The 18,609-nt window shown below is 63.2% G+C and carries 15 protein-coding genes and 2 pseudogenes; 11 read left to right on the top strand and 6 right to left on the bottom strand.

Translation table 11 applies throughout. The features are described from left to right. Positions 1 to 48 precede the first annotated feature (48 nt). The 11 genes from BN1188_RS19005 to gloA all read left to right on the top strand — a co-directional run bounded on the left by BN1188_RS19005 (position 49) and on the right by gloA (position 12,981). On the top strand, positions 49 to 990 hold the full coding sequence (locus BN1188_RS19005) for a class I SAM-dependent methyltransferase (RefSeq protein ID WP_040264279.1): 942 nt from the start codon (positions 49 to 51) through the stop codon (positions 988 to 990). Between the two features lie 100 nt (positions 991 to 1,090). Beyond that, on the top strand, positions 1,091 to 3,340 hold the full coding sequence (locus tag BN1188_RS19000) for a putative bifunctional diguanylate cyclase/phosphodiesterase (RefSeq protein ID WP_052469376.1): 2,250 nt from the start codon (positions 1,091 to 1,093) through the stop codon (positions 3,338 to 3,340). A gap of 246 nt (positions 3,341 to 3,586) precedes the next feature. Continuing rightward, positions 3,587 to 4,831: an ABC transporter substrate-binding protein gene (locus BN1188_RS18995; protein WP_408633633.1), complete on the top strand. Its 1,245-nt coding sequence runs from the start codon at positions 3,587 to 3,589 to the stop codon at positions 4,829 to 4,831. Between the two features lie 59 nt (positions 4,832 to 4,890). Further along, positions 4,891 to 5,820 carry a carbohydrate ABC transporter permease gene (locus BN1188_RS18990; RefSeq protein ID WP_040263128.1) on the top strand — a complete coding sequence of 310 codons (930 nt, stop codon included), beginning with the start codon at positions 4,891 to 4,893 and terminating at the stop codon, positions 5,818 to 5,820. Between the two features lie 10 nt (positions 5,821 to 5,830). Beyond that, positions 5,831 to 6,664: a carbohydrate ABC transporter permease gene (locus BN1188_RS18985; protein WP_040263126.1), complete on the top strand. Its 834-nt coding sequence runs from the start codon at positions 5,831 to 5,833 to the stop codon at positions 6,662 to 6,664. A gap of 62 nt (positions 6,665 to 6,726) precedes the next feature. Continuing rightward, the gene (locus tag BN1188_RS18980; RefSeq protein WP_040263124.1) at positions 6,727 to 7,830 is read left to right on the top strand and encodes an ABC transporter ATP-binding protein; all 1,104 of its coding nucleotides are present in this window, start codon (positions 6,727 to 6,729) and stop codon (positions 7,828 to 7,830) included. 14 nt (positions 7,831 to 7,844) lie between these two features. Further along, positions 7,845 to 9,347: a mannitol dehydrogenase family protein gene (locus tag BN1188_RS18975; protein WP_052469375.1), complete on the top strand. Its 1,503-nt coding sequence runs from the start codon at positions 7,845 to 7,847 to the stop codon at positions 9,345 to 9,347. A gap of 10 nt (positions 9,348 to 9,357) precedes the next feature. Further along, positions 9,358 to 10,839, top strand: coding sequence for a xylulokinase (gene xylB / locus BN1188_RS18970; RefSeq protein ID WP_040263122.1), 1,482 nt, complete (start codon positions 9,358 to 9,360; stop codon positions 10,837 to 10,839). Positions 10,840 to 10,851: 12 nt separating this feature from the next. Beyond that, positions 10,852 to 11,793, top strand: a complete 942-nt coding sequence (locus BN1188_RS18965; protein ID WP_040263120.1) for a carbohydrate kinase family protein — start codon at positions 10,852 to 10,854, stop codon at positions 11,791 to 11,793. Between the two features lie 102 nt (positions 11,794 to 11,895). After that, the gene (locus BN1188_RS18960) at positions 11,896 to 12,258 is read left to right on the top strand and encodes a histone-like nucleoid-structuring protein, MvaT/MvaU family (protein WP_040263118.1); all 363 of its coding nucleotides are present in this window, start codon (positions 11,896 to 11,898) and stop codon (positions 12,256 to 12,258) included. 192 nt (positions 12,259 to 12,450) lie between these two features. After that, the gene (gloA, locus tag BN1188_RS18955; protein WP_040263116.1) at positions 12,451 to 12,981 is read left to right on the top strand and encodes a lactoylglutathione lyase; all 531 of its coding nucleotides are present in this window, start codon (positions 12,451 to 12,453) and stop codon (positions 12,979 to 12,981) included. A gap of 163 nt (positions 12,982 to 13,144) precedes the next feature. On the opposite strand, the gene BN1188_RS18950 is transcribed toward gloA, so the two are convergent. From BN1188_RS18950 to BN1188_RS18930, 6 genes and pseudogenes are all read right to left on the bottom strand, one after another. Continuing rightward, positions 13,145 to 15,526 (bottom strand): DNA polymerase II, encoded by a 2,382-nt coding sequence (locus BN1188_RS18950; protein ID WP_052469374.1) that lies wholly within the window; start codon positions 15,524 to 15,526, stop codon positions 13,145 to 13,147. Between the two features lie 31 nt (positions 15,527 to 15,557). Further along, entirely contained in the window at positions 15,558 to 15,809 is a 252-nt protein-coding gene (locus BN1188_RS18945) for a hypothetical protein (protein WP_040264274.1), read from the bottom strand. Positions 15,810 to 15,929: 120 nt separating this feature from the next. Next, positions 15,930 to 16,154: a hypothetical protein gene (locus BN1188_RS18940; protein ID WP_040263112.1), complete on the bottom strand. Its 225-nt coding sequence runs from the start codon at positions 16,152 to 16,154 to the stop codon at positions 15,930 to 15,932. A gap of 196 nt (positions 16,155 to 16,350) precedes the next feature. Further along, positions 16,351 to 16,944, bottom strand: a pseudogene (locus tag BN1188_RS22375) (methyl-accepting chemotaxis protein); the annotation flags it as partial. A 261-nt stretch (positions 16,945 to 17,205) separates the two neighbouring features. Then, positions 17,206 to 17,982 (bottom strand): annotated as a pseudogene (locus tag BN1188_RS22370) (CHASE3 domain-containing protein); the annotation flags it as partial. Between the two features lie 120 nt (positions 17,983 to 18,102). Next, a complete protein-coding gene (locus BN1188_RS18930; RefSeq protein WP_040263108.1) occupies positions 18,103 to 18,420 on the bottom strand; it encodes an RcnB family protein in 318 nt (105 codons plus the stop codon). Between the last annotated feature and the right edge of the window lie 189 nt (positions 18,421 to 18,609).

Here is an 18,609-nt window from a genome sequence, read left to right as displayed (position 1 = left end):
CTGGAGTTGGCTACACTCGCCGCCCTTTTTCAGCAGTGCCGCCTGACCATGGATTCCATCGCCCTCGCCTCCCTGTCCCTTTGCCTGCGCCAGGCGCTGGCCGCTCCGCCCGCCGAGGCCCGGCGGCTGCTGCATGGCCGGGGCCGCCGTTGGCCGGGGTTGGAGCAGCTCACGGTGGACTGGCTTGAAGGGCTCGTGCAAGTAACGCTCTTCAAGGCGCCGCCGACCGAAGCGTTCGAAGCACTCATTGAATGTTTGCGCGGCGTGCTGGCCGATCCCGGCTGGGCAACCTCCGATGCTCAGGGCCTGCTGCTGCAGCAGCGCTATCTGGACGGCAGCCCCTCCCTCTGGCTAGCTGGCCAGGCCCAGGGCCCGCGCCGGATCCATGAACAAGGCTTGGCCTACTGGGTAGAACCCGGACGCGCCCAGAACAGCGGTTTCTTCATGGACATGCGCGCGGGCCGGCAATGGGTACGCCAGCAAGCGGCCGGCAAGCGAATACTGAACCTGTTCGCCTACACCTGCACCTTTTCGGTGGCCGCCATGGCTGGCGACGCCCGCAGCGTGGTCAATCTGGACATGTCCAGTGCCGCGTTAGCGCGGGGGCGCGAGAATCATCGCGCCAACGGGCATGATCTGGCATCCGTGAGCTTCCTGGCCCATGATCTGTTCAAATCCTGGGGCAAGCTGGCCCGCCTGGGCCCCTATGACCTGATCATTGTCGATCCGCCGTCCTTTCAGCAGGGCAGCTTCGTATTGGCCCGGGACTATCCGAAGGTGTTGCGTCGGCTCGAAGGGCTGCTGGCCCCCGCAGGGCAAGTGATGGCTTGCCTCAATGACCCTGCCCTGTCGACGGACTTTCTGCGGGAAGCCATGGCCAGGCATGCCCCGACATTGACGTTCGTCGAGCGGCTGGCCAACCCCCCCGAGTTCGAGGACACGGACCCGGACGCAAGCCTGAAGGTGGCGATCTTTCGCCGGGACGCCTAGGGCGCTGACGAGGCTTCATTTTTTCGCTGGGTCGCCGATACAGCAGACACCACAGTTTCGCTGACTTCATCCAGGCCACCCAGCGTCCATGATCCCGCGCATGCTCACCCGCTTACTGCCTTACCGCCGCGACCAGCGGGGTATCGTCCTGCTTCCGCTGGCGATATTGCTGATCGCGGTGGTACTGGCTCTTTGCGTAGGTCATCTGGAGCTGCGCAACCAGCGAGCCGAAGAACGCGGGGACGTTCGTCTGGAGCTGACCGCCCTCAGCGCCCAGGTGCAAAGCCAAGTGCGTAGCGCTTTCACCGAAAGCGAGGGGCTGGCACAGCTGATCGCCGTGGACGGCGATATCAGCGAAGCCCGGTTCGCCGGCATGGTAGGCCAGATGATGGACAAGCTCCCTTACCTGAGCCATATCGCCATCGCGCCCAACGATGTGGTGCGCGATGTGTACCCTCGTGAAGGCAACGAGCGACTGCTGGGGCTGGACTTCCGCTCCGTCAGTGGACAGTTCCAGCAACTGGAAGCGGCACGCCAGGCCCGGCAGAGCATCCTGGTAGGGCCGTTGCGCCTGTACCAGGGCGGCCTTGCGCTCGTCTATCGTCGCCCTGTGTTCGTCACTGGCCCGCTGGGGCGGCCTAAATACTGGGGCGCGCTGTCGGTGGTGGCCAAGGTGGATGGATTATTGGTCGCCTGCGGCATCACGGCGCATCCGGACCTCGAGCTTGCCCTGCGCGGTGCCAACGGCCTAGGGGCCAGGGGCGACCTTATCTGGGGTGATCCTTCGCTGTTCAACAAGAACAACGTCCTGGCGGACGTAGACATCCCAGGTGGCCGCTGGCAATTGGCTGCCCGTCCCCAGGGTGGCTGGCCCAGGCCTGGCTTGCTGGATTCGCGCCTGTTCCTGCTGTGCCTGGGTGCTGGCGCCCTGCTTGCGCTGCTTTGCGCGCAATTGACGCGTAGCCATCTACTATTGAGTCGGCGCAACCACGACCTCAATCGCGAGGTAGCCGAGCGCCAGCAGGCCGAGGCGGAGTTGGCGCACATCGCTCACTTCGACAGTGTGACCAACCTGCCGAACCGGGTGCTGTTCGGCCAGCAGCTCGACCGCTGCGTCGCCGATGGTCTGACATCGACTGGCTTTGCGGTGCTGCTGCTGGACATCGACGGCTTCAAGGTCATCAATGACACCCTGGGTCACGCTCTGGGTGACCAGTTGTTGCAACAGGCCACTGAACGCCTGGCGCGGCAGATCCGACCTGGCGATACCCTGGCCCGGCTAGGCGGCGATGAATTCGGCTTCATACTCGAAGGCGCGGGAGATCCCGGCGAGGCCGCGCCGCTGATCGAACGCCTGGTCCAGGCCATGCAGCAACCCTTTGACCTGGATGGGCATACCGCGCTGGTTTCCGCCAGCGTGGGCGCCGCTCTGTTTCCGCTGGACGGCCAGTGCGCGGCCGATCTTATCCGCCACGCGGATACGGCCATGTACAGCGCCAAGGAAGCTGGCCGCAACGACTACCATTTCTATCAGCCGGCGATGACTTCGGTGATCCATGAACGGGTGATGCTCGAGCATGCCCTGCGCCGTGCCTTGCAATTCGACGAGTTCGAGCTGTGGTATCAGCCCAAGGTGTGCCTGCGCACCGGCGCGATTGCGGGTGCGGAGGCCCTGCTGCGTTGGCGCGACCCGGTCCAGGGTCTCATGCTGCCGGATCTGTTCATTCCGGTGGCCGAGCGTAGCGGCCTGATCGTGCCCATGGGCCAATGGGTGCTCGAGGAAGTGTGCCGACAGCAGCGGGTATGGCGCGAGCAGGGTCTGTTCGAAGGCCGGATCGCCATCAATGTCGCGGCACCACAGATCGATCGCAGCAATTTCGTCGCCAGTGTCACCGCGGCCCTGGAGCGCAACGGGTTGCCTGCGGCGGCCCTCGAGGTCGAGGTCACCGAAAGCCTGCTGATGGAAAGCCAGGAGCGTGCCCGGGACGTGCTGGCGCACCTGCAGTCCATCGGAGTACGCACCGCCATCGATGATTTCGGCACTGGACAATCCTCGCTGGCCTATCTCAAGTGGCTTCCAGTGGACCACTTGAAGATCGATCGCGCGTTCATCCGCGATCTACCCGATGACCGTACCTACGGTGCTATTACCGAAGCCATCATTGCCCTGGGCGCGGCGGTGCGCTTCTGCGTTACGGCCGAAGGGGTCGAAACCGCGGACCAGGCTCGCTTCCTGCGCGACGCCGGTTGTACCTATGGCCAAGGCTATCATTTCGGCCGCCCCATGCCTGGCCCCGCATTCGAGGCATGGGTGCTGCAGCGCCAGGCTGCCTTGGCCCTCCCAGGCTGAGCCCGGGGGTTGCACAGGGCTCCCGACCGATCGACTGCAAAAAAGTATCAGTGCCGGTGTGCCCGCGGCGTTGTTTCACGTGCTCGCCCAGCGTGTAATCCCTTCCAGGCACATGCCCCGCTTCCTTGCGGATCAACAAGAACAATAAACAGGCCCGGGCGTCGCCCGGGCCATGAGGAGAGCACGATGCGCACGTCGGCACCCGCCATTTTCGCCACCTGCTGCCTTGCCCTGGTCGGGCCAGCCATGGCCGCAGACACCTTGACCATTGCCACGGTCAACAATAGTGACATGATCCGCATGCAGCGGTTGTCCAAGACCTTCGAAGAACAGCACCCGGACATCAAGCTCAACTGGGTGGTGCTCGAAGAGAATGTCCTGCGTCAGCGCCTGACGACCGACATTGCCACCCAGGGCGGGCAGTTCGATGTGCTGACCATCGGCATGTACGAAGCCTCACTCTGGGGCGCCAAGAACTGGCTGGCGCCGATGCAGAACCTGCCGGCGGACTACAAGCTCGACGATGTCTTCCCTTCCGTACGTGAAGGGCTTTCCGTTGGCGGAACCCTTTACGCCCTGCCCTTCTATGCCGAAAGCTCCATTACCTATTACCGCACCGACCTGTTCAAGGCAGCCGGGCTGACCATGCCGGACAAGCCTACCTGGACCCAGGTCGGTGAATTCGCCAGCAAGCTCACCGACAAGAGCAAGGATCAGTACGGGCTCTGCCTGCGGGGCAAACCGGGATGGGGTGAGAACATGGCATTGATCACCACCCTGGCCAATGGCTATGGCGGCACTTGGTTCAACGCTCAATGGGCACCGCAATTCAACGGCAAGGCCTGGAAGGACGCCTTGAACTTTTATGTGAACAACCTTAAGCAGTTCGGCCCGCCGGGGGCTTCGAGCAACGGGTTCAACGAGAACCTGGCATTGTTCAACAGCGGCAAGTGCGCTATCTGGGTGGATGCCAGCGTCGCCGGCTCTTTCGTGACCGACACGAGACAAAGCAAGGTGGCCGACAGCGTCGGCTTTACCTTCGCTCCCCATGAAACCACCGAGAAAGGCACCTCCTGGCTCTACTCCTGGGCGCTGGCCATTCCGGCGACTTCCAAGAAACAGGAGGCCGCGCGCAGCTTCACCACCTGGGCGACCTCCGAGGCTTACGCCAGGCTGGTGGCCGAGCGGGATGGCATCGCCAATGTGCCGCCCGGCACCCGGGCCTCCACCTATAGCGAGGCTTATCTGCAAGCCGCGCCCTTCGCACGGGTGACTCTGGAATCGCTGAAGGTGGCCGACCCCACCGCCTCGGCAGACAAGCCCTATGTGGGCATCCAACTGGTGACCATTCCCGAGTTCCAGGCCGTGGGCACAGCGGTGGGCAAGATATTCTCCGGCGCGCTCACTGGCCAGGCCAGCGTGGACCAGGCCCTGACCGCGGCGCAGACCGCCACCGAGCGGGAGATGAAACGGGCCGGTTATCCGAAATAAGGCCCAGCCCTTGACCGCCCTCCCGCGAGGGCCTGGTCACTCTTGCCAAGGTAACCATCATGACTGCTTCCACCCTCAAGGCCGGGCTTGCGAACGACCCTCGCCAGCCCGGCCGGCGCCTGTTCCGCAACCCTGGCTGGTTCCTGGTCAGCCCCTCGGTCATTCTCCTGCTGCTGTGGATGATCGTGCCCCTGGCGATGACCCTGTATTTTTCCCTGATTCGCTACAACCTGCTCTACCCGGGGGAAAACGCCTTCGTGGGGCTGGAAAACTTCAGCTTTTTCCTCACGGACAGCGGCTTCATGCCCGGCGCCTGGAACACCGCGGTGCTGGTGGTCAGCGTGCTGTTGATCAGCGTGGTGGGCGGCGTGCTCATCGCCGCGCTGCTGGAAGCCAGCGAATTCTTCGGCCGGGGCTTGGTGCGGGTGATGCTGATCTCGCCTTTTTTCATCATGCCGACCGTAGGCGCACTGGTGTTCAAGAACCTGATCTTCCATCCGGTATCCGGCGTGCTGGCCGCGCTCTGGCGTTTCTTCGGCGCTGAGCCTGTGGATTGGCTAGCCAACTATCCCTTGCTGTCGATCATCCTCATCGTGGCCTGGCAATGGCTGCCCTTCGCGATTCTGATCCTCATGACCGCGATGCAGTCGCTGGACCAGGAGCAGAAGGAAGCGGCGCGACTGGACGGTGCCGGCCCGCTGGCAATCTTCTGGCACCTGACCCTGCCGCACCTGGCCCGGCCGGTGGCAGTGGTGGTGATGATCGAAACCATCTTCCTGCTCTCGGTATTCGCCGAAATCTTCACCACTACCAATGGCGGGCCAGGCTTCGCGTCCACCAATCTGGCCTACTTGATCTACAACCAGGCCCTGGTGCAGTTCGACGTCGGCATGGCCTCGGCGGGCGGGCTGATCGCCGTGGTGATCGCCAATATCGCTGCCATCGTGCTGGTACGCATGATTGGCAGGAACCTGACCGACAAGGGCTGAGGGCAAACCCATGATGACGCTCAAACAATCCAGACGGTTGCAAAGCCTGGCCCTGGGTACGCTGTCCTGGCTGGTCGCGCTGGTCATTTTCTTTCCCATCTTCTGGATGGTACTGACCAGCTTCAAGACGGAAATCGACGCCTTCGCCACGCCGCCACAGTTCATCTTCAGCCCTACCCTGGAGAACTACCTGCATATCCAGGAACGCAGCGATTACTTCCACTACGCCTGGAACTCGGTGGTCATCTCCTTCGCAGCGACCCTGTTGTGCCTGCTTATCGCCGTGCCGGCCGCCTACTCCATGGCTTTCTACGAGACCCAGCGCACCCGCAAGACCCTGCTGTGGATGCTCTCGACCAAGATGCTGCCACCCGTGGGCGTGCTCATGCCCATCTATCTACTGGCCAAGGGCGCCGGGCTGCTGGATACCCGACTGGGGCTGATCATCATCTACACCCTGATCAACCTGCCCATTGTCGTGTGGATGGTATACACCTACTTCAAGGACATTCCTCGCGACATTCTCGAAGCCGCCCGCCTCGACGGGGCGACGCTGCTGCAGGAAATGCTGCGGGTACTGCTCCCGATCAGCAAGGGGGGGCTGGCCTCGACCGTCTTGCTGTCGCTGATCCTGTGCTGGAACGAGGCATTCTGGTCGCTGAACCTGACCAGTTCCCAGGCGGCGCCGCTCACCGCGCTGATCGCTTCCTATTCCAGCCCGGAGGGCCTGTTCTGGGCCAAGCTGTCCGCGGTTTCCACACTGGCCTGCGCGCCCATCCTGATCTTCGGCTGGATCAGCCAGAAGCAACTGGTGCGCGGCCTGTCCTTTGGCGCAGTGAAATGAACGCCGGCGCGCCTCGGTCGCGCCCGGCCACCTCCTGTCTGGCTTGAACAAGGAGCCAACCCATGGCGACGTTGAAAGTTCGAAACCTGAAGAAGGGCTTCGAAGACCTGCAAATCATCAAAGGCATCGACCTGGAAGTGCGCGACCGCGAATTCGTGGTATTCGTCGGCCCTTCCGGTTGCGGCAAATCCACCCTGCTGCGCCTGATCGCCGGGCTAGAGGATGTCAGCAGCGGACAGATCGAGCTCGACGGTCGGGACATCACCGAAGTCCCTCCGGCCAAGCGAGACCTGGCCATGGTGTTCCAGACCTACGCGCTCTATCCACACATGACGGTCCGCAAGAACCTCTCCTTCGCACTTGATCTAGCAGGGCGCGACAAGCAGGAGATCGAGCGCAAGGTGAGCGAGGCTGCCCGTATCCTGGAGCTACAGCCATTGCTGGAGCGCAAGCCCAAGCAACTGTCTGGCGGCCAGCGCCAGCGCGTGGCCATCGGCCGTGCCATTGTGCGCAATCCTAGGATTTTCCTGTTCGACGAGCCCTTGTCGAACCTTGACGCCGCCCTTCGGGTGCAGATGCGCCTGGAATTGTCACGCCTGCACCAAGAGTTGCAGGCCACCATGATCTACGTCACCCACGATCAGGTGGAGGCCATGACCCTGGCCGACAAGGTAGTGGTGCTCAATGCCGGACGGGTCGAGCAGGTAGGTTCTCCCCTCGAGCTCTATCACCACCCGGCCAATCTTTTCGTGGCCGGTTTCCTGGGCACGCCCAGGATGGGCTTTCTCAAGGGGCAGGTCAGCCAGGTCTTCGGTAACGGTTGCGAACTGCTGCTGGACGCGGGCATCCGCATCAGTCTCCCCAGGGTAAGCCCGCAACTGAGCGAAGGCAGTGCCGTGACCCTCGGCATCCGGCCGGAGCATCTGGAGCTGGCCCAGCCCGGGCAGGCCAGGCTGAGCGTGACTGCCGACGTGAGCGAGCGGCTGGGCAGCGACACCTACTGCCATGTACGCACCGACGCCGGCGAAGCCCTGACTCTGCGCATCCGGGGGGACCTGGCCAGCCAGTACGGCCAACGCCTCGAACTGTACCTTGACCCTGCCTGTTGCCACCTGTTCGATGCCAATGGCCTGGCCGTACCCAGCGCCTTGCGTGCCGCCGCCTGATGCCTGGAGCCTTCATGACCATCGCACCGCCAAGACTTAGCCTGGCCACTCTGGACGATCTGCCGGACGTGGTGAAACGACCTTCCTACTTGCCTGATCTGTTGACTCAAGGCATCGTCCACATCGGGGTCGGCGGCTTTCATCGCGCCCATCAGGCCTATTACATCGATGCCCTCATGAACCAGGGCAAGGCTCTGGACTGGGCCATCTGTGGCGCAGGGCTGCGATCCGAGGACCGCCGCGCCCGCGACGATCTGGCCAGCCAGGATCATTTATTCACCCTCTACGAGCTGGGTGACCATGAGGATACCGAGGTTCGGGTGATCGGCGCCCTACGCGACATGCTGTTGGCCGAGGACGATCCCGAAGCGCTGATCACCCGGCTGGCCAGCCCCGGCATTCGCATCCTGTCCCTGACCATCACCGAAGGCGGCTACTGCATCGATGACAGCACCGGTGAGTTCATGGCGCACTTGCCCGCTATTCAGCATGACCTGGCCAACCCAGGCGCGCCACGCACAGTATTCGGCTTCGCCTGCGCCGCGCTGCAACGCCGCCGGGCAGCGGGTCTCCCACCGTTCACGGTGATGTCCTGCGACAACCTTCCTCACAACGGCGAGGTGGCGCGCAAGGCCTTGCTGGCCTTCGCGCGTCTGGCCGGCGATACCTATGGCACGGGCCTGGCGGACTGGATCGAGCGACAGGTCGCGTTCCCCAACGCCATGGTGGACCGGATCACTCCCATGACCAGCGCCGCGCACCGGCAACAGCTCCTGGAGCGACACGGCATCGACGATGCCTGGCCAGTGGTGTGCGAGCCCTTCGTGCAGTGGGTGCTGGAAGACAATTTCTGCAACGGACGCCCGGCCTGGGAAGACGTCGGCGTTCAGTTCACCGCCGACGTTACGCCCTATGAACAAATGAAGATCAAGCTGCTCAACGGCAGCCATCTGGCGCTCACGTACCTGGGCTTCCTGCGCGGCTACCGCTTCGTCCATGAGACCATGCAGGACCCGTTGTTCGTGCAGTACATCCGCGACTACATGAAACTGGACGTACTGCCCCAGCTTGCGCCTGTCCCGGGTATCGACCTGGCCGGCTACCAGGACACGCTGATCCAGCGGTTCTCCAACAGGGCCATCGCCGATCAGCTCGAACGTGTGTGTTCCGACGGCTCTTCGAAATTCCCCAAGTTCACCGTACCTACCATCAACGAGCTTATACGCAGCGGCGGTGACCTGCGCCGCGCTGCGCTGGTGGTCGCGGCCTGGGCGCTTTACCTGCGCGGCGTGGATGAGAACGGCGTCGCCTATTCCATCCCGGATCCCCGCGCCGATTTCTGCCAGGGCCTGGTCGCAGAAGATGATGGCCTTACCCAGCGTCTGTTGGGCGTGGTGGAAATTTTCGGCGAGCAGATGCCCGCTTCGCCTGATTTCATTTCCGCGTTCGAGGAACAATTGCACCACCTGCGCGCCTACGGCGTGGAAAGCGCGCTTCGCGCTCTGGTGAGCCTTTGAGGAGGCGTTCATGTACTTAGGTATCGACTGCGGCACCCAGGGCACCAAGGCCGTGGTATTGGATAGCGAAAGCGGCCGCGTGCTGGGCCGCGGGGCTGCGGGACATCGCTTGCTAAGCGGTGCGAATGGCCGCCGTGAGCAGGACCCGGCTGAATGGGTACAGACGCTGGTGAGCGCGAGCCGCCAGGCGCTCGCCGATGCGGGCGTCGCCGGGCAGGCCATCGTGGGGGTCGGTGTATCTGGTCAACAGCATGGCCTGGTATTGCTCGATGCCCGGGGCCAGGTGTTGCGCCCGGCCAAACTCTGGTGCGATACGGAAACCACTGTGGAAAACGCGCGTCTGCTCGCCGACCTGGGCGGCACGCAGGGATCGCTCGAACGCCTGGGCCTGGCCCTGGCGCCGGGATATACCCTCTCCAAATTGCTGTGGAGCAAGGAGCGGTTCCCTGAGCTCTTCGACCAGATAGCGCATGTCCTGTTACCTCATGACTACCTGAATTTCTGGTTGACCGGCCGCTATTGCAGTGAATACGGAGATGCCTCGGGCACCGGTTACTTCAACGTCCGTACCCGCGGCTGGGATTTGGAGCTTCTGGATGTCGTCGATCCCGGTGGGCGTCTGCGTCGGGCCCTTCCCACCCTGGTGAGCGCGGACGAGGCTGTCGGGCGGGTCCGTCCAGACGCGGCGGCCGAGCTGGGCATCAGCCCGGATGCGCTGGTCTCCAGCGGCGGGGGCGACAACATGATGGCCGCCATCGGCACGGGAAATATCAGCCCCGGCCTGTTCACCATGAGCCTGGGCTCCTCGGGCACCGTGTACGGCTATACCGATTCGCCAGTCGTGTGTCCCGAGCCCTCGGTAGCCACCTTCTGTTCGTCTACCGGGGGCTGGCTGCCGTTGATCTGCACCATGAACCTGACCAACGTGACCAGTCAGGTACGCGATTTGCTGCGCCTGGACCTGGGCGCGTTCAACGAAGCCGTGGCGGGCGCGCCCATTGGCGCCGAGGGGGTGCTGATGCTGCCTTTCCTCAACGGCGAGCGGGTGCCTGCCCTGCCTGAGGCTACCGGCTCGATCCTCGGGTTGACGACTGCCAACATGAACGCCGCGAATCTATGCCGGGCCGCGGTAGAGGGCACTACTTTCGGCCTGCGTTATGGGCTTGACCTCCTGCGCGCGGCCGGCATGCAAAGCAGCGCCATACGACTGGTGGGCGGCGGCGCCAAGAGTCCGGTGTGGCGGCAACTGGTGGCCGACGTCATGAACACCCCCGTGATCTGCACCGTCGAGCCGGAAGCCGCCGCGCTGGGCGCTGCATTGCAAGCCGCCTGGTGCGCCCAGGGCGGCAATGGCACCCTGGCTGGCCTCGAGGCGCTCTGCGCCCGTTGCGTGATGCTCGACGAAACGACACAGTGCCTGCCGAAACCGGAGAACGTCGCGGCCTACCAGCCGATCTACGCGCGTTACCGGACCCTGCTTTCCCACCTATGATCTGGAGCCCCCATGTTTCTGGTATGCGGCGAAGCCCTCTACGACTTCTTTTGCGACACCCGCCTCGGTGAACCTCAGTCGCGGCTGGCCTATACGGCCGTGGCTGGGGGATCGCCTTTCAACGTCGCGGTCGGCCTGGCGCGCTTGCAGGCGCCGGTAGGTCTGCTGGCCGGCCTGTCCACCGACGCGCTTGGCGAAAACCTCGTCGCGCTGCTGGCCCGGGAAGGCGTGGCGGGTGACTACCTGCAACGCTTCGAGGCGCCCACCACCCTGGCCATGGTCAGCCTGTCCGGCGCGGGCATACCGAGCTATGCCTTCCGCGGCGCCGGCTGCGCTGATCGAGCCCTGGAACCGCGGCATCTGCCTGAACTGGATGCCCGGGTAACGGCCCTGCATTTCGGCTCTTTTTCACTGGTGGTCGAACCGGTGGGCAGCACGCTGAGGTCCCTGGCCCGCCGCGAACGAGGCCGGCGCCTGATCAGCTACGACCCGAATGTCAGGCTCAATCCAGCGCCGGATATTCATCAATGGCGCGCCAGCGTCGCCGAGATGGTGGGCATGGCGCACTTGGTGAAGGTCAGTGATGAAGACCTGGCGCTGCTTTATCCGCAGGTGTCCATCGAGCAGGTAGCCAACGGCTGGCTGGAGCAAGGCTGTGAACTGGTGTTCGTGACCCGGGGCGGGGAAGGCGCAGAGGCCTACAGCTGCGGCCAGGCTTGCGTCAGGGTAGCGGCCCCGGTGGTGCAGGTGCGCGATACGGTAGGCGCCGGGGATACCTTCCAGGCCGCGCTCCTGACATGGCTGCACGAGCGAAGCAAGGCAGTGCCGGACCAGTTGCGTTCATTGAACGCCCAAGATCTGGAAGCGATGCTTCACTTCGCCTGCAAGGCAGCCGCCGTCACCTGTTCACGGATCGGGCCGGATCTGCCCCGCCGCTCGGAACTTCAGGCTTAGTTGCTCTCGGACAACCTAAGGAGCCGGTCTGCTTCAAGGTTTACTTGGCGCAACCGGCGTTTTATCCTGCCCCGCACTCGTTTACCAAGCCGGAGCTGTCCCATGTCACGACTCGCTGAATTCCGTGCCGCTGAAAAGGCCCTTCAAGAGCAACTCGCCTTGTTGGAGCAGATGAAAAGCGACGCGGCGCTGAAGCGCGAACTGGCCTTCGAGGAAAAGCTTGTGGCTTTGATGCAGCAGTATGGAAAGAACCTGCAGGATATCATCCCTCTTCTCGATCCCCCGCGGTCCCTGAGTGGCGCGTCAACGCCAGCGCCCAGAACCCGCCGTCCGCGCGTGGTGAAGGTGTACGAAAACCCTCATACCGGGGAGTTGATCGAAACCAAGGGCGGCAACCACCGCGGCCTGCGCGCCTGGAAGGACCAGTATGGCGTGGATGCCGTCGAGGGTTGGGTACGCCGCTGAGCGGTCGCATGCTTCACGCTTTTTTCACGTCCGAGCGCGCAGGATCAAGATCGCTGAAGGAACAGCGCCCCATATGCCCGCTTCGGCGGGCTTCTTCTTTCCTGCCTGTTTCGGCAGTCGTCCCCAGGGACATCGCGGATACCGCGCCTCGATCCAATCTTCCTCCCGTTTTCCCATCAAGGAGTGCTTGCCATGAGCCGCAGCCAGTTGGACGCCGTCGCCGGCGTCACCGCTTCCCCCGATTCCGCTACCCAGGGCTTCGTTTTCAACCACACGATGTTGCGGGTCAAGGACATCACACGCTCGCTGGACTTCTACACCCGCGTGCTGGGTTTCAGCCTGATCGAAAAACGTGATTTCCCCGAAGCTCAGTTCAGTCTTTATTTCCTTGCGCTGGTGGATCGGGCCAATATTCCTGACGACGATGCCGAGCGTCACCGCTGGATGAAATCCATTCCCGGCGTGTTGGAACTTACCCATAACCATGGCACGGAAAGCGATGCCGACTTCGCTTACCACAATGGCAACAGTGACCCGCGTGGGTTTGGGCATATCTGCGTGTCCGTGCCGGATATTCATTCGGCCTGCGAGCGCTTCGAAGCACTGGGTGTCGACTTCCAGAAGCGCCTGACCGATGGACGCATGAAAAGCCTGGCGTTCATCAAGGACCCGGACGGCTACTGGGTAGAAATCATCCAGCCCCAGCCGGTGGTCGGTGAGTAAGATTCGCTAGAAGACGCCGTTCGCGAGCTCCGCCCGCCTCCTGCATGAGGTGCATAACGCGGTACGAAGCGGGCGCAGCCGCGATTGGGCACTGGGTGCATTCGGCAGCTTCGCTACCTCCCACAGCCATGGCTACCTTTCTCGGCTACGCTACTGGTGACTGCTAGAAAAGCCCCATCTGCCCGCCGATCACGTGCTCGAAATCCGCATTGACAAAGGGCAGTATGGCATCGGCCACCGGTTGCAGCTGGCGACTGATGTAATGGTCGTAGTCCGGAGCGGCCTTGCGCGCTTCCAGTGGCTGCGGGCCGTTCAGGGTCATGACATAACTGATCCAGCCGCCGCGCTGGTACTGGGCAGGCCGGCCGTGGGCCTGGTTGTACTCATCGGCCAGGCGAGCGGCCCGCACATGCGGGGGCACATTTCGCTCGTACTCGACCAGCGAACGGCCTAGCCGCTTGCGGTACACCAGCAAGTGGTCCAACTCGCCCTCGCGGGTTTGTCGTACATATTCGCGCAGCCAGCTCTCCCATGGCTGACCCGTGAAGACGCGCTCATAGAGCGCCTGCTGGAATTCCCGAGCCAGCGGCGACCAATCGGTTCGCACACTTTCCAGCCCCTTGAACACCAGCCGATAGCCACCGTCCGGAGTTTCGACCAGCCCGGCATAGCGCTTCTTGCTGCCCTCCTCGGCACCCCGGATGGTCGGCATGAGGAAGCGCTTGAAATGAGTTTCGAACTGCAGCTCCAAGGCACTTTCAAGCCCCAGGGTCCGACTCAGTTGCTCGCGCCACCATTGGTTGACCGTCACCACCAAGTGCTGGCCTATGGCAGTCGCTTCATCGTGATCGCACGCGCGGTCGAGCCAGACGAAGGTCGAGTCAGTGTCGCCATAGATCACCGAATACCCCTGGGCTTCGATCAGCGCGCGCGTCTGCTGCATGATCTGCTGGCCCCTGAGGGTAATGGACGAGGCCAGGCGGTGGTCGAAGAAACGGCAGCTCGGCGAACCCAGTACGCCGTAGAAGGCGTTCATGATGATCTTCAGGGCCTGGACCAAAGGGGCATTACCGTCTTGCTTGGCCTGCTCACGGGCTTTCCAGACACGCTCGACGATGCCTGGCAGGCCGTGCCGGGTGCGTGAGAACCGCGCGCCACAATAGCCGTCAAGCGCCTGGCCGGGTTCAGCCAGGCCTTCGACCAGGCCAACCGGGTCGATCAGGAACGTGCGAATGATGGACGGGTAAAGGCTTTTGTAGTCCAGCACCAATACCGAGTCGTATAGCCCTGGCCGCGAGTCCATCACGAACCCTCCCGGACTGGCCTGGGGCATGCGCTCGCCACGGTTGGGCGCTACCAGGCCCAGGCGGTGCATCACCGGCAGGTAAAGATGATCGAACGCGGCGACCGATCCACCATGGCGGTCGGCCGGCAAACCGGTGACAGTGGCTCGCTCGAGCAAAAAGTCCATGATCCGGGTGTGCTCGAAGATGCGGGTGACCAATTCGCAATCGCGCAGGTTGTAGTGCGCCAGGGCAGGCTTGTCCTCCCGAAACATGCGTTCGATGGCGGTCAGGCGCTGGTACACATTGTCGATGGCCTTTCCCTCGCCCAACAGCGTTTGTGCCACGTGCTCAAGGCTGAACGACTCAAAACGCCAGAACGCCGAGCGCAGCGCCTCGATGCCATCGATGACCAGCCGTCCCGGCACCGACGCGAAGTAATGGGCATGCTCGGAGTGCTCACGCCAGCCCATGGGCTCGGCGCCCCGGCCCAGCCGCAAGGGCACCTGATAACGCTGGCTGTGCTCATGGAGCACCCTCAGATCGAATTGCACCAGGTTCCAGCCGATGATGGCGTCCGGGTCATGCTCGGCGAACCAGGCATTGAGGGCTTCAAGCAGCGCTGGACGGTCCGGCAGGTAGCGCAGCGTGAAATCCACGGCCGGGTGCATGCGGGCCAGGTCACCGAGCATCAACACGGTGCGGCTTGCGCAGCCCTCTAGCCCGATACAGAACAGATTGCCGTGACGATCGGTTTCAATATCCAAGGACACCAGACGCAACTTGGGACGGTAGCTCGGGGCCGGCCGGATATCCCCTTCCCAACCCGTGTTAACGCCTGGCTGGGCCGTGAAGACCACCGGGGCGGTGATGAAGCGCTCCATGAGGTAGCGGTCCGGCGGCCGCACGTCGGCCTCGTAGACATCCACTCCGCCCTGGCGCGGCCGTTGCGCGAGGTCGAGGAGCTGTCGGTACTGACTACAGTAGAGCGCGGCAACCGGTCGCTGGCGAAAATCCTTGAGTTCCAGGTCGCGCAGTCGCGCTCCAGGCTCGCCATCCAGCAAGTGCTCGGCCCGCGCGCGCTGCGCCTGAGGCAGGAAAGCGACGGCTTCCTGCAGCGGGAGGCGCAGACGCAAGGGGCCTTCATCCGTGGCCAGCCATACGTCCAGCGCGATGCCCTGTTCGGTATCGACCCAATGACGGGTGAGAATAAAGCCGTGACGATGGGACAACCCCGGTTCCTCGCTTGAGCGGGTCGTCATTCTATTCCGTCAGGTCCGTGGTCGCCCAAGGTTATGGGGAAATGGGATCGCTGGCGGGGAAAGTTTCCTCCACGGCGTTATCCACTTTGTCGTGGCCCTGGCCATGGTCGCGGGTTTTCACGGCCGTGCTGCCGCAACCGCAGCCGTGCATCGCACAGGGCTGACCATCGAGATGATCAAGGGAGCAGGCAACGCAGCAGAACCACTTGCCCTGCACCTCCACGCCCTCGGCGGAGCCGGAAGCGCAATCGCAGCCAGAACAGTTACAGGTATCCTCAGCCATTTCGATCTCCAGGCAGTAGCTGTACTGCATAGGAATGGCTGGCTGGGCGGGAAGTTTCGTCGGCGGGTCAAGCCAGGCCCGTCAGCGGGCCTGGTCGAGGATTGCCTGTTACGGATGCGCTCAGTACCGCTGGTACTGGGAACCGAACTCCTTGCGGTTCTCAGCCACGAGCACGGCGGCAGGCTTGCGCTCCGTCGCGGACTTGGCGGCTGCGACCTGGGCCGGCCGGGCGGCGGCAGCGGCCTGATGCGTGGCTAGGGCTATGGCCTGAGCCTTGGGCAGCGCGAAGGCGCTGGTGGACGCGAGGGCCGATACACTGAGGGCAAGCGCGAGTAGGCGTTTCATGGTGAGTCTCCTGAGAGGTTGTTAACTGTTTCGCTACAGTAACCACCCGCCCGGCTCAGGGGAAAATCAACTCAGGCATAGTAACCATCGACGGCAGTGATCATATGTTCGCCCGGACCGGCGCCACGGCATGCGGCTGCAGCGACCTGTACAAAAGGGAAATGCCAGGTCGCCGCCAAGCGGGCCGCCCTTCGTGCTACAGCTTGAACTCCCGCACCTGGGCTTCGAGCTCCCGCGCCAGTTGCTCGATCCGGCCCGCGCTGCTGGACGCACCGGCGATGCCCTGGTTGGCGGCCTGGGCCATCTGGGCGATGCGCTCTACATTGCGAGCCACATCCTGGCTGGCCACCGATTGCTCCTGCAACGCGATGGAAATCTGATCCACCGCCGAAATGATTCGGCCGGAACCGCCACGGATATGCTCGATCGCCTGGTTGGCGGTCTGAGCCAGCCGTAGGCCATTGTCGACCTGGTCCACCCCTACCTGCATCTTGTTCACCGCCTCATGAGCGCTGCTCTGGATCTTCTGGATCATCTCGCCGATTTCCTGGGTGGACTTGCCGGTGCGCTGGGCGAGCAAACGAACTTCATCGGCAACCACCGCAAACCCGCGGCCTTGTTCCCCGGCACGTGCCGCCTCGATGGCGGCGTTGAGCGCCAACAGGTTGGTCTGTTCCGAAATCGCCGTGATCACATTGACGATGCTGGTGATCTGTTCGATCTGACGACCCAGCTCGGCCACCTGGTCCGAGGACGTCTGCACGGTGCCGGCAATCTGCCCCATGCTCTGCAGGGTTTGCTCGATGACCGCGCCGCCTTCCCGTGACTGTCGGCCTGAGTCAGAAGAGATCTCCCGTGCTTCGCTGGCGCTGCTTGCCACATGGCTGATGCTGACGGTCAGTTCCTCCACGGTTGCCGCCATGCTGGACGCTGAATGGGACTGCTCCTGGGCAGCGTTGGACAGTTCGGTGGAGGTAGAGGCGATATCTCTCGCCGCCGCTACCAGGCCTTCAGTGCTGATAAGAATGTCGCGGATCATCTCCCGCAGTCGCTGCTGCATCGCCGCGAAGGCACTGTTCAACTGGCCAATCTCGTCAGTTGAACTATCTGTGATGGAAAGGTCCAGACGCCCGCCGGCAATACCCTGGGCGACATCGATAGCCCTCTGAATGCGCCGGCGGATCGAGGCTGACAAACCGATGGCGACGCCAAGCGCCAGGAGGGTCGCGGCGATCCCGCCAAGCACCAGGCTCCGCACGGCGAAGGATTCCGCCTTCTTGAGCGCCTCGCTGCGCGCACCCAGGAGTTGTTCTTCATCGCCGCGTATGTCGGCCAGCAACTTTCGCATGCTGTCCATGCGGATTTTGTCCTGCCGCGCGATGATACGGTCGGTCAAGGCACTGGCCGGCTGGGTCCCTGCGTTCACTGCGCGACGCAGCGCCAGGGTGCCTTCCACGTCCTGGCTAAGCCAGCTTTGCTGAGTGGCGCGCAAATCATCCAGCCGCTTCTGCTGGACCGCGTTGTCCGAAGTCAGTTCTTTGATCCGCGCCCAGGCGCGTTCGAACCGCTGACGGCCATCATCATATGGGCCAAGAAAATCGTCCTGACCGCTGAGGGCGAAGCCGCGCATGCTCGTTTCAATGTTGGTCAGGGCAATCAGAGCGTCGCTGGAGGCGTCCATTACCTGGTAGGTATGGATGGTCCAATTCACGCTTTTGTCAGCCTCGGAGAAGCCGTGGCGGGCCACCAGCACCAGGCCGAGGATAATCAGGATGATCGCGCCGAACGCGGCGCTGAGCTTCTGGGTGAGCGAAAGGCGCGACAACATGGCAGGTCCTCGAACGAGCGGCCCCGGGGAGGATGGGGCACGCAGTACCGGTCGACAGAACCCGCGGCCTGACGCACGGGATTCGAGGCCGCCTAATTGCCGGGCTCTGTCATGCCGGGATCATTTCCGATCGCGAATTTCCTTGATCACCGCGTTTTCGCGGTTGATCATCACATACTTTCCGCTGATCTCGACCCACTGGGCGTTATCCTCAGGCGCAGGCAGGCCTCTTGCTTTCCAGTCGTGAATCGCGGTGTCGTCACGGGTATAGGGGTCTGGCGCCTTGTCGCCATGGGTGTAGCAGCGGCCGTGGCCGAGGAAGTCTGTCCAGACTGCGTCGGGCTTGCAGTCGCTTTTCTTTTCATCGGTGGCCTGGGCCAGCAAGGGGGTCAAGCACAACAGGGCAGCCAGGGCCGCCGCGGATGTTTTATTTCGCATCGCTCACCTCTTTCTCAAGCGGGCCCGCGGCCCGCGCTTCGGGGGCCCGAGCCTTATCCAGACCCCTCAGGCTATGGAAGCCTGACAACCCGGAAAGTTTCCTTTATCCGTGTCCGTGGGCCGTTTGTAGCCTGGGTATATCGCCCCGCTTCCCCGCCCGCTAGAATTGCGGGTCGCCCGTCATACAGC

It is taken from the genome of Pseudomonas massiliensis, from assembly GCF_000826105.1.
GTDB classification, from domain to species: domain Bacteria; phylum Pseudomonadota; class Gammaproteobacteria; order Pseudomonadales; family Pseudomonadaceae; genus Aquipseudomonas; species Aquipseudomonas massiliensis.
The sequence above is the reverse complement of the archived record's forward strand: the minus strand, read 5'-3'. Positions and strand labels throughout refer to the sequence as shown.